Below are 10,603 nucleotides of genomic sequence, written 5' to 3' on the forward strand. Positions count from 1 at the left end.
CCGGACACCCGCCCGTTCACGGCGACGCACTCGTCGCTGCTGATCGAGCGCCGGTCGCCCCGCGATCTGACGGCGGCGCACGACCTGCTGATCTCGCTCGAGGACTTCCTCGAGGCCGAGGCGCGGCTCTGGTACGAGCTGTACTTCGACAGCGACGACGCCGCCTTCGAGCAGGGCATGGTCACGGAGTTCCCGAACGGCTTCGGGCCCGAGGGCGACTTCACCACGGACGCGCTGATCATCCTGCGCAACGGGATGAACAACTACTCGGCGATCAAGCCGCTGCCGAAGCCGCGCGTCGTGACGACCCAGCTGCTCGCGAAGGTCATCCCGGTGCACGGCGTCATCGGGTTCACGGGTTCCGGCGGATCGAGCGTCCCCGGCATCGGGATCCGCAACACGGTGTACTGGTTCAAGCAGGCCTAGTTCGCCGTCTGCCGCCGTCGGCTGCCCGCGGCCGGCAGCATAGCCGCGCCGGGCAGCTGACGGAGGATGACGGTGGACTTCAACCGCGACGAGTTCTCTCTCCCCAACTTCAAGACGGTCGAGGTGCCGATCGATCTGGCGCCCGCCCCCGGTCTGTTCTCGGAAGCGCAGTTCGACATCGACGATCTGCAGTACGACTACGACGCGCTGATCGATCGTGTCGTCATCACCGAGAACACGCTGCTCTACAACACGGCGATCCCGGCGGACCCCGGCGCCGGCACGTCGATCCTGCCCTCGCTGCAGGTCCGCTGGTGGAAGGACAAGGAATACCCCTACGGGGACTTCCTGCCGCTGATCGCCCTCGACGACCGCAGGCCCCGGCTCTGCGAGGTGGACGCGCCGCCCGTCGGAAACGGTTTCGGACAGCTGGTCTGGGAGCCCAAGGGCCCCGTCCCGCTGCGGGTGAAGTACCAGGACAGCTTGGTCGTGGATTGGGAAAACTCGAGCGTCGCGCAGGCGCCCGGGTTCCCCGCCGGCACCGTTCACTTCGCGGTCCAGGGATACCTCGCCAACACGAAGCGCCCGTACGCGCTGTACGTTCCGATCGGCTTCACCCTGGGCGCCATCGCTCCGGCCGCCCTCGTCGCCGACCAGACGGCGCCGGCGAACGCCAGCCGCAACATGACCGGACAGGATCTCATCGTTCGCCGGATGGTGGCGGTGATCGACTCAGCGCACTACCCGACCCTCGCCGTGGACCCGCGGATCTGGCGCCAGCTGAGGATCATGCCGCGGTTGTCCGGGAAGGAGAGCGAGCGCTTCGCCCCGTACCGCGAGCGCGCCCCGCTGGTCGCGTTCGGCGACTCGGTCCAGGTGAACAATCACGCCATCACGATCGAGTTCTACGAGCCGATCCCGATCGACCGACTGGCATCGGTGAAGTTCGAGATCCGCAACTTCAACGTGACGACCGGAACGCAGTTGATCGCCACGTTCTGCGGGTGGCGCCGGCCGCCGAAGGACTAGCGCGATGATGGTCGAAGGAGAGGTCAACTTCCTGCGCGTCGCCGTCGGGATCGACGCCGTGAAGAGGGTCATGGGCCCCTTCGACTACGACGTGATCGTGCAGGTCAGCCACGGAACCACCAACGGCGTGTACCTCGCCCTCAAGCGCGGCCACTTCGCGAAGGACATGAAGGTCGAGGTGTTCAACGAGCCGAAGCGCTTCCCGCTCGGCAAGCGTCAGGTGCTCTGGGTCGGGAACGAGAACAAGGCCGTGGTCAACGTCTCGTTCGAGTACTGGAAGGCCGGGAGGCCGGTGTGAGCGACAGCGCACAGAGCTACGCCGGGATCCTGTTCCAGCTGGCGCAGGAAGCCGCGACGCTCGCCGTTCACGGTGACGCCCTGCGCCGCATGGGGCCCGTCGCCCCGCCGTGCCTGGCGCGGCCGTACCGCGAGTACCGGGACAAGCTGATCGACTCCGCGGCGAACGTCTACGCGGCGTTCGGGCAGGAGCACGGCGACGAGAAGTTCGCCGCGTTCATCGAGAAGTCGAAGCCGTTTCAGCGGATGATCGACGCCGTGCCAGCGCTGATCGGTTCCTACTCCGACGCGCCGCCGGCCTGGCAGCCGGAGGCCTACGCGGACACCGGGACGGTGGAGGGCACGACCGAGACGATCCCGATGGGGCGAGTTCGCGGACTGCGCGCCGGCGAGGACGAGATCCTCCGCAGCTACAAGCTCCTGTTCGACGTGCCCCGCGGAGAGATCGCCGCCGGGGCCCCCGCTGCCGTCCAGGCGACCGAGGCCGTCGCGAGGTTCGGGTTCTGGCGCGGCCTCGGAAGCGGAGCCGTCGCGTTCGGCAAGCGGTGGTTCCTGCCGCTGTGGCTGGCCTTCGAGCTCCGCGACGAGTCGCTGCCGGAGACCATGGGGCGGATGCTTGGACGTCCGCCGGCCGTGAGCGAGCGCATCAGCGGAGCGGTCAACCAGCTGCTCGACTTCGAGCGCGACTACTGGCCGAGGGTCGCGCAGCAGTGGCAGGCCATGATCCGCATCTACCGCGTGAGCATGGGGAATCCGGATCTGGTCCGCAAGATGATGGCGGCGTGGGACCCGCAGAAGATGGAGAAGCCGCTCCCGCCGAAGACGCGCGACTTCGACGTGTTCTACCTGGGCGACCTGCTCGGCATCCAGTTCGAGCCCAACCCGCACTCGTGGGTGGCGATTCCGATCCTCGCGGCCGGATCGATCGGCTCGATGATCGCGGTGAGGGACTGACATGCGACTGCTCGGACCCGCGCGAAATCCGTTCGAGGCGTGGCTCCGCGCCGCCTCGTGGTATCAGGCAGCCCGCCGGTGGGCGACGCTGCTCAACGCTACGGACGTGTCGCTCGTCGCCAAGCTCGACGCGCTGAGGGACAGCCTGGCCGTCGAGGCGGAGGACATCGCGATCATCTACGGGCAGGGCGAGACCGCGCGGCACAAGTACGTCGCGAGCATCATGCCGATGATCTGGGCCGAAGTGCAGACCGCGTCCGGGGAAACGATCTCGACGGGGGTCGGCGGTCTCGGTCAGATCCCGGGCCCCATCGCCGGCGCGTGGATCATGGGCGCGCAGGCGGCGAAGAACGTCTGGACGAAGGTCTGGAAATACGGGAAGTGGCTCCTCGGTGGCTGGCTGTTCGTCGAGGTCGGGATCCCGGTGATCCGGTTCGGCGTCGACACGGCGAAGCAGCTGCGGAACCTGTTCGAGTCCGACGTGGACAAGGCGATCCGCCTGCACGAGACGCAGATGGAGCTCGCCAAGATCCGCGCGCAGTTGATCGCCGACTGCGACGGGAACCTCGACTGCATCCAGTCGGTGAAGGAGTCGTTCGACCTGGTCACGCCGGAGGGAGACTGCGGCCTGCTCGATACTCCCACCGGAACGGGCCTCGGTGGTATCATGGGTCTGCTCGGTGGCTACGTGGCCTCGGAGGCCGTGATCGGGTGGGTCGAATGAGTTGGGCCGAGAGCATGTTCGCGTCGCTTCCGCCGCTCCACGAAGAGCGGACGGAATCCGTGCGCGCGACTGCTCCGGTCCGCGAGATCGATCGGTCCGCCGCGCTGGCGACACCCAAGGCGACGCCCGAGAAGAAGGCCGAGCCGCAGTCGAAGGATCGACCGGCGGCGCTCACGGCGATGGGCGGCTACTCCTCGATGATGCTGATGGCGAACGAGGCGTACACCGACATCGCGATGGGGACCAAGGGCAAGATGAAGACCGGCGATCTCCCGTGCGGCGACTGCATCGCGTCGATCGCCGAGCAGATGATGGGGTGATCCGATGGCGAAGAAGTGCGGATACTCGGCAGAGGTCAGCAACGGCGCGAAGGCGGCGGTGACGACCTTCGTGGTCGGCGCCTTCGCCTCGGTCATGAAGCGGCTCGGCAAGAAGAAGTACTACCGCCCCACCGTGCGGCAGCAGAAGCGGGGGGCGTCCTGATGCCGTGCTGTGGCCTGGGAGCGTTCAACGAGACCGCGGCCGGCGCGTGGATCCGCTGCCTGACGTCGGCGATGGGTCTCGAGGGCTTCACCGGCTGGGGCCGCAAGCCGCACGCGAAGCTGTGGGAGCTCGCGGTCGAAGTGCGCGAGGCGCTCGAGCGGGACTACCCGGCCCTGGCGCCGATCCGGGACCCCGGGTTCGGCGTCGACACGACGCGGACCGCGCAGCTGGCGTCGGTGATCGCGAAGGTGCACCCGACCGTGCGGCAGGACTTCTGGCCGTGCACGACGCTCGAGGAGCAGACGGCGACGGCGCAGATGGCGGCCCAGAGCGGATCGTATTGGGACGCCCTCATGTCGGCCCTGGCGGTGATCCACCGCTCGGAGCAGGGTCCGACGGCGGCGCAGTCGTCGAACGACGGACCGGCGGCGGTCGCGGCACTGGTGATCGGCTGCATCGGAACGATGGTCGGCCTGGCGAGGTAGGACGATGCCGAAGGGAACCGTGATTGACCAGGAGAACGCCAACGTGGCGACGGCGCTCGCCGGCTTCGGCCAGTCCGGCTCGTCGGCTCCGCCCGCCAGCGTTTCGGCGATGGTCTCCCCCGAGACGCTCGACTACATCAAGGCGCAGGTCGCCGATGCGGTCGCGTCCGGGATCGACGAGGGAACCAAGCGGGTGGTCGAGAAGTACCACCTCGAGGACATCGCGAAGTGGGGCAAGGCCGCCGTGTTCGCGCAGTTCGTCACGGCGGCGGCGGCGGTCGGGATCTTGATGACGCTGTTGCTCAGGGACAAGGAGTAATCCGATGCGAACGAGGACGAGGACCGAAACGCACACGCCGCTGGTGCTGCCGACGCTGCCCGCGCCCAACCCGCTGGCGAAGGTCGCCGGCGCGATGAAGGGCTTCGGCGAGCTCACCCAGCGTCCGGCGGTGGAGCTCTGGCAGCACTTCTACAACTCGGTGTACGACATGAGCCAGGAGTACACCGGGCCGCTGCGCCTCACCGGCGGACGGATCGACGAGGACGGGAAGTACGGCTCGCAGACGCACGCCGCGTTCAAGCGCTGGGTCAACCTGGCGGTGACGATCGGCCAGTGCACCGGGCTGTCGTCGAGCGACGTCGAGCGCGCCGGCCCCCTGGCGGCCCGCCCCTGCCTCATCACGACCCCGCCGTTCATGATCTACGGTGAGGACGGCCTGGCGCAGCTGGGAGCCGGCTGGCTCGAGTGGAAGGGCGGCGGGACGGCGAACGGCGGCGATGGCGGTGGCGGATCGTCCGCCCAGGACGGCGACGGTGGCGACGGCGGCGGCGGCTCCGCGGACGGCGGCGGGGATGGCGGCGGCTCGTCCGACTCGTCCGACTCGTCCGTCGTGCCGAGCGTGTCGCCGGCCGGCTGGCTCGGCGGCGTGCTGATCGCCGTGGACGGGCTGCTCGGCGCCGGCCTGGCCGCCTGGTCGAAGTCGTGGAAGAAGCGGTAGAGGTGATCCATGGGACGACCGCGATTCGGCGTCGTTGACCGTCAGACCGAGGTCGTGCATGCCTTCAACGAGTTCATGCAGCTGCGCGGACTCTCGGCCTTCGGCCAGTCGAACACGGCGATGGTTCCATCCGGAGGCGGCGGCGGCGGCTCGGGCCAGTCGAACGACGACGGCGACGACGGCGGAGCCGGCGACAACGGCGGATCGTCTGGTTCGAGCCGCAGCTGCCCGCCGTGCCGAAACCTGAACGGGCTGTTCGTGATCGGCACCGTGTCCGGATTCTCGCTCCTCGCCGCAGCGATCTTCGGCCGCTAGCACCACCACCACCTGTCCCACCTGTACCACAAACCTGTCTCATGTCTTGACACGGTGTATCGCGCCGTGGCACATATCTGGTTCATGGCGGAGAACAAGAAGCAGCAGGATGGCCAGGACAGCGAGTGGTGCTCCCGGAAGGCGATGTCCGGGAACCGTGCGGAGAGCACGGTGCACCTCACCAGGAACGGCCACGAGTTCCTGAACGGCACCCACGCCTACATGCAGCGGGTGTGGAGGTCCGGCGAGGAGTGCCACCTCCCGATCGTTAACATGATGGGCGGCCCGCAGAAGTGCGCGATCCTCGAGTGGGGTCTGAAGCTGGTGCTCCGGGAGTTCGGGGTGAGCGCTGCCGAGCTCCTGCGGTGCGTCAACCAGGGCAAGCCGACCGACGACCTGTTCCGCCAGGCGAACGAGAAGCGCGAGGGCGCCCGCAAGCATCCGGCGGGTGCACGATGAGCGACGACGCCAAGCGCGACCTGTCGTCGCTGGTGGACGAGATCCCGTCCGACGTGAAGACGATCGAGATCACGTCGACGCCGGTCCAGTCCGTCGAAGAGGGCGACGAGCTCGGCGAGACGGCGGAGGACGTGAAGAAGCCCGACGGCAGCGGCGTCGCCTTCCGTACCAAGATCCACGATCGAATCACCGGCTACGAGCAACTCCGCCAGGCGCAGTGCGCCAAGAGCCCGTGCGCCGGCTGCGGCAACGGGCAGTTCCTTCGGCCAGGGTCCGACCACTGGAACAAGGTCGCTGGCTTCCTGGCGGACGTCGTGCACAGGCATCCCTCGCAGGGCGGGCTTGGGATCTGGCAGGATCTCGGCCCGTCCGCGTTCCTGTACTGCGAGGACGACCCGATCCGTCCGGCCTTGGATCGGAACGGTGAGCCGGTCGTGAAGCCGGACGGTACGCCGGTGATGATGGGCGGGCCCGGGTACAAGTACCTGCGGTACAACTGCCCGGCGTGGCGCGAGAGCAACCGCGAGTTCCTGCCGGACTGGCTGCCGCAGCGGGCTGCCAGGGTGGTTGACAAGCTCGTCGCCGTGTCCAAGAAGATGCAGCAGGTAGGCGTGGGCGGCTTCCTCCGGAAGCTGCGTGGTGGCAAGCAGTGATTCTCTGGATCCTCTTCTGCTCGTGCGCGGCGTTCCTGCTCGCCGGCGATCCGCATACCGCGGACGCCAGGCGACGCCTCGCCGAGCGGTGGTCGTTCTACCGGGCAATCTCGAAGTGCCCGGCGTGCTCGTTCGGGTGGGCTGGCGCGGCCGCAGAGATCGTCGTGCAGACCCGGCAGTTCGTTCCGGCGTGGATCGAGCCGATGCTGCCGTGGTGGGCCTCGAGCGCCCTCGGCCCGGTGTGCGCCGCTGCGGCCGGCGTCGGCCTCGGGTACTTCGTCATGTGGCTGTCCCCTCTCGCCGCGTTCGTCGAGCAGGTCCGGTACATGGAGGCGAAGCGTGGCGCGTAAACTCATGAAGGATCCAGTGCCCCCGCCCGTCGTCGAACCGGAAGAGCCGGACGACGAGCGTGTGCCAGACCCGATCGACGACGACGAGATCCCGGACGCCGAGGTCGAGGGCTCCGTCGAGCTCCCGGCGCCGGCTGAGTCGGCGAGTGCCGGTCCCGATCTCCGCATGGGGCCCCCGGGCGCGATGCCACGGCAGCCGGAGTTCGACAACCGCATCCCGATGTTCGCCGGCATGCCGCAGGCGTCGCAGTCGCCGCTCCCACCGTGGGCGCAACAGCCGGAGCCGGGCAGGGACGACGGCGGAGACGAGTACCCGGACCAGCCCCGGCGCGACGGGGACCCCGCGCGAGAGGCGAAAGCCGCGTCCGGCGGCCGGGAGACCGATCTGCTCGTCAACGTCTTCGTGGACTACGAGGACGAGGAGCACGGCGGGGAAATGGTCTCGTGCGGGATGCTGAGCCGGATCACGATGACCCGGGCCTACATGCCGGAGACCTACATCCCGACGTGGGTAGGCGGAAAGACGTTCTGGGTCAGGGTCTACTACGCGACGGGGAACGCCAACTCGATCGGCAGGCCGCTTGGCAACGGCTCGGCGATCAAGTATGCCGCCAACACCGGCAAGCCGTTCGTCAGGGGATGGAAGGTGGACATGGACATCGATCAGAAGCTCCGCGAAATGATGGCTGCGGCAGGATACGTCTCCCCCGGCGGGATGCCGGGGATGCCTCAGGTGCCCGGACAGTCTGCCGTGCCGATGGGCGTCTGGAACGGGCAGGTCGGCTACTACCAGCAGCAGATCGAGGACATGAAGCGCCGCGTCGACGCTGCCGAGGATCGGGCCCGCCGTGCCGAGGAAGAGCAACGGCTGCAGAACATCATCAAGCCGCTGCAGGAGACCGTGAACCGTCTCGAGTCGAAGCTCGCCGACGGCGGATCCAGCAAGCGCGACGACGCGCTGGTCGAGGTCGTCAAGGCGGCGATCGCGAACCAGGGGCAGCAACGCGGAGGCTTCTCCGAGGCGCTCGAGATCGTCAAGATGACGCAGGGCCCCGAGGCGATGGCCGCGATGGCGACGGTCAACCAGATGGTCGTCCAGAACCTCGTGTCGATGGTGAAGACCGCCAAGGGCGACAGCGACAAGTTCGACATCACCAAGATGATGGAGGCCTACGAGAAGTTCAACAACGCCCAGACGAAGCAGAAGCAGGAAGAGCGCGAGTGGCTCGACAAGAAGCGCCGCGAGCAGGAAGAGCGGGACGAGAAGCGCAAGCAGAACTCCGACGAGATCCGGTCGAAGGAGCGCGTGCAGATCACGGCGATCCAGCGCTCGACGGACGCGATGCTGCTCGACATCCGCAACTCGATGGACCGCCGCGAGCCCCCGAACCACGTCGGCGCGAAGGTCAACGTCATGTGGACGTCGGTCCACGCCTTCGACTGGTCGAAGTCCGACAAGAGCACCAAGGAGATGATCGAGGAGCTCCGGGACGATCCGGAGAAGGTGTTCAGCCGCTTCGCGACCGCGGCAGGTTTCGGCGTCAAGCGCCCGATGACCGACGATGACGCCCGCTACATCGCCATGTGCGCGGCCTTCTTCCGCGAGTTCGCCGGCCTCGGCCAGCGCGGACAGCCGAAGGAAGAGCCTCGTCAAGAGGAGCCGCAGACTCAGCAGCCTCCGCCCGACACCACCCGGGTCGGGGCCGGCACTGCGGACACCACCGCTCCGGCGTCCGGCGCGGAGGAGAGGCCCCCGGGCCTCTCCCAGACCGCTCCGGCGACAACGGAGACCGGCCCCTCGCCGGCGCCGGGGCGGCAACCTGACGAGACTCCCGCCGCGAAGTCCTAGCTTTTCGGTTCCATCGACAACGAGCACCCGCGCAGGAAACGGCCGAAGTTGCACGCCGCGACGATGTCGCGTCGCTCGACAACAGTGCTCATGCGGCTGGCGGCGTAGATCGCAGCGATGCGGAGGACGTGCCACGGCACCCGGCTGCCGATGTTCTCGTGGAGCTCGGAGACGGTCTCCATCTTCCGGTCGTGCTTCGCCTGCCAGCGCTCCCACGTCACCCGTGCCTGCTTGGTGAGCACGAGGTACTGAGCACGCTCGGCGAGGTCGTGGATCCGATCGATCGCCTTGCGGATGCGGTTCAGGATCGCCGGCGGCCATTCGGCGCCACCCGGGCCGCGCTTGATCCGTCCCGCGCGGCAGATATTGAGTCGCGGGATCAACCCGCCCATCCAGTCCGAGCGGCGAGTCGTGCGGATGATCTCCTCGTCGGGCCCCATCAGCAACAGCGTCACGCCGACACGGATCCGGCCGGCAGCGTCGTCGCCGGAGTCAGCCCTGTTCCGCGGCATGTAGTACCCGTCGTAGACCTGCGTCCAGAACGAGGCGCCCTCCATCGATCCGGCCTGGCGATCGTTGGCGAACCAGCTGGCGGCCTCGGTGACGTGCAGGACGGGGTTCGGCTCGTGGATCAACATGTCCTCGAGCGCTCGCCGACCGCCCTCGCCGGAGCGATGCCGCTTCTCGACGTGCGGCAGCACGGCCAGCATGGCGAGCTCGCTCGAGTAGGTCTTCTTGTTGCCGGCCGGTCCGATGAGCAGCGTCCACAGGAACAGCCGTTCACGACGCGACAGACCGTTGTCCCAGGTGAGGTACGCGCAGGACACCGGGTCGAGCACGGCGCCGAGCAGCGTCACGATCGAGGCGAGGTGGTAGACCTGCGGCGTGCGGGTGAGCTTCGATGCCTCCGAGACGTAGTAGGGCAGGAGTCCCGTCGTCGGCACCATCGACGGGAACGGGATGGTCCGTGTCTGGATCACCGCTGGCCCTGGTCCGACTTCGGCTCGTACGCGCCGGACACGAACGACGCCAGGTGCCGCTCGAGCAGCCGCTCGACGATGATCGAAGCCGACACGCCGGTCTCGGCCGATGCCATCCGGAGCCGCTTGTGGATCTCCGCCGACAGGTAGATGTTCGTGGAGTTCTTGGTCTTCTGCTTTCCCATGCGCTCATTGTGGCATCGTGGCATGCCACCGTCAACCGTGACAGAGCCACCTTGCGGCATGGGGCCCCCAGAGGGCAGGCTTGAACGGTGAACCCTGGCACCCTCCCACGATCGAACCTCAAGCGCGGAATCGGACGCCGGATCCACCACGTCCGGAGGGACTTCATCTGGAACCCCCGGACGCACGGGGTCGACGTCGCGATTTCGTCCTTCTGCCACCGGTTCGGGATCTTCGACCGGCAGACGCGCCAGGCTCAGAAGCCGGAGGCGTGCCGGCTGCTCATGTACGCCCACTTCATGCAGGGCAACCCGCGGAACACCGTCGAGGCGGCCGTCCGCTCGAACAAGCCGATGCTGCTCGGGCAGATGATGAAGCGCCTGCAGCGGATGTTCGCGACGGCCGAGCAGAAGGAGCA

The 10,603-nt window shown here is 67.9% G+C and carries 18 protein-coding genes; 16 read left to right on the forward strand and 2 right to left on the reverse strand.

What is annotated here, in order from left to right; translation table 11 throughout:
• The 15 genes from WC493_RS19470 to WC493_RS19540 all read left to right on the forward strand — a co-directional run.
• Positions 1 to 426 (forward strand): hypothetical protein (locus WC493_RS19470; RefSeq protein WP_373067601.1); only part of this gene is annotated, 426 nt, incomplete at its 5' end.
• Positions 427 to 498: 72 nt separating this feature from the next.
• The gene (locus WC493_RS19475; RefSeq protein ID WP_373067603.1) at positions 499 to 1,455 is read left to right on the forward strand and encodes a hypothetical protein; all 957 of its coding nucleotides are present in this window, start codon (positions 499 to 501) and stop codon (positions 1,453 to 1,455) included.
• Between the two features lie 4 nt (positions 1,456 to 1,459).
• On the forward strand, positions 1,460 to 1,753 hold the full coding sequence (locus tag WC493_RS19480) for a hypothetical protein (RefSeq protein ID WP_373067605.1): 294 nt from the start codon (positions 1,460 to 1,462) through the stop codon (positions 1,751 to 1,753).
• Entirely contained in the window at positions 1,750 to 2,706 is a 957-nt protein-coding gene (locus WC493_RS19485; RefSeq protein WP_373067607.1) for a hypothetical protein, read from the forward strand. The genes WC493_RS19480 and WC493_RS19485 overlap by 4 nt, the downstream gene beginning before the upstream one ends.
• A 1-nt stretch (position 2,707) precedes the next feature.
• Complete coding sequence (locus WC493_RS19490; protein WP_373067610.1) at positions 2,708 to 3,430, forward strand: hypothetical protein; 723 nt, start codon at positions 2,708 to 2,710, stop codon at positions 3,428 to 3,430.
• Positions 3,427 to 3,750: a hypothetical protein gene (locus tag WC493_RS19495; RefSeq protein ID WP_373067612.1), complete on the forward strand. Its 324-nt coding sequence runs from the start codon at positions 3,427 to 3,429 to the stop codon at positions 3,748 to 3,750. Before WC493_RS19490 ends, WC493_RS19495 begins: the two co-directional genes overlap by 4 nt.
• Before the next feature lie 4 nt (positions 3,751 to 3,754).
• Positions 3,755 to 3,913 (forward strand): hypothetical protein, encoded by a 159-nt coding sequence (locus tag WC493_RS19500; RefSeq protein ID WP_373067614.1) that lies wholly within the window; start codon positions 3,755 to 3,757, stop codon positions 3,911 to 3,913.
• Positions 3,913 to 4,398 (forward strand): hypothetical protein, encoded by a 486-nt coding sequence (locus WC493_RS19505; RefSeq protein WP_373067617.1) that lies wholly within the window; start codon positions 3,913 to 3,915, stop codon positions 4,396 to 4,398. The genes WC493_RS19500 and WC493_RS19505 overlap by 1 nt, the downstream gene beginning before the upstream one ends.
• A gap of 4 nt (positions 4,399 to 4,402) precedes the next feature.
• The gene (locus WC493_RS19510) at positions 4,403 to 4,717 is read left to right on the forward strand and encodes a hypothetical protein (RefSeq protein WP_373067619.1); all 315 of its coding nucleotides are present in this window, start codon (positions 4,403 to 4,405) and stop codon (positions 4,715 to 4,717) included.
• A 4-nt stretch (positions 4,718 to 4,721) separates the two neighbouring features.
• On the forward strand, positions 4,722 to 5,396 hold the full coding sequence (locus WC493_RS19515) for a hypothetical protein (protein ID WP_373067621.1): 675 nt from the start codon (positions 4,722 to 4,724) through the stop codon (positions 5,394 to 5,396).
• Positions 5,397 to 5,450: 54 nt separating this feature from the next.
• The gene (locus WC493_RS19520; RefSeq protein WP_373067624.1) at positions 5,451 to 5,711 is read left to right on the forward strand and encodes a hypothetical protein; all 261 of its coding nucleotides are present in this window, start codon (positions 5,451 to 5,453) and stop codon (positions 5,709 to 5,711) included.
• A gap of 66 nt (positions 5,712 to 5,777) precedes the next feature.
• Positions 5,778 to 6,170 (forward strand): hypothetical protein, encoded by a 393-nt coding sequence (locus tag WC493_RS19525; protein WP_373067626.1) that lies wholly within the window; start codon positions 5,778 to 5,780, stop codon positions 6,168 to 6,170.
• Positions 6,167 to 6,823, forward strand: coding sequence for a hypothetical protein (locus WC493_RS19530; RefSeq protein ID WP_373067628.1), 657 nt, complete (start codon positions 6,167 to 6,169; stop codon positions 6,821 to 6,823). Before WC493_RS19525 ends, WC493_RS19530 begins: the two co-directional genes overlap by 4 nt.
• Complete coding sequence (locus WC493_RS19535; RefSeq protein WP_373067630.1) at positions 6,820 to 7,173, forward strand: hypothetical protein; 354 nt, start codon at positions 6,820 to 6,822, stop codon at positions 7,171 to 7,173. Before WC493_RS19530 ends, WC493_RS19535 begins: the two co-directional genes overlap by 4 nt.
• Positions 7,163 to 9,022 carry a hypothetical protein gene (locus WC493_RS19540; RefSeq protein ID WP_373067631.1) on the forward strand — a complete coding sequence of 620 codons (1,860 nt, stop codon included), beginning with the start codon at positions 7,163 to 7,165 and terminating at the stop codon, positions 9,020 to 9,022. The genes WC493_RS19535 and WC493_RS19540 overlap by 11 nt, the downstream gene beginning before the upstream one ends.
• Here WC493_RS19540 and WC493_RS19545 read toward each other — a convergent pair.
• Positions 9,019 to 10,002, reverse strand: coding sequence for a DUF3987 domain-containing protein (locus tag WC493_RS19545; RefSeq protein ID WP_373067634.1), 984 nt, complete (start codon positions 10,000 to 10,002; stop codon positions 9,019 to 9,021). The two genes, WC493_RS19540 and WC493_RS19545, sit on opposite strands and share 4 nt — an antisense overlap.
• Positions 9,999 to 10,187 (reverse strand): hypothetical protein, encoded by a 189-nt coding sequence (locus WC493_RS19550; RefSeq protein WP_373067636.1) that lies wholly within the window; start codon positions 10,185 to 10,187, stop codon positions 9,999 to 10,001. The genes WC493_RS19545 and WC493_RS19550 overlap by 4 nt, the downstream gene beginning before the upstream one ends.
• An 87-nt stretch (positions 10,188 to 10,274) precedes the next feature.
• Here WC493_RS19550 and WC493_RS19555 point away from each other — a divergent pair.
• Positions 10,275 to 10,603: hypothetical protein (locus WC493_RS19555; RefSeq protein ID WP_373067638.1), on the forward strand; the 329-nt coding region annotated here is incomplete at its 3' end.

The sequence above is a fragment of the Zavarzinia sp. genome (genome assembly GCF_041650655.1).
Taxonomy (GTDB): domain Bacteria; phylum Pseudomonadota; class Alphaproteobacteria; order Zavarziniales; family Zavarziniaceae; genus Zavarzinia.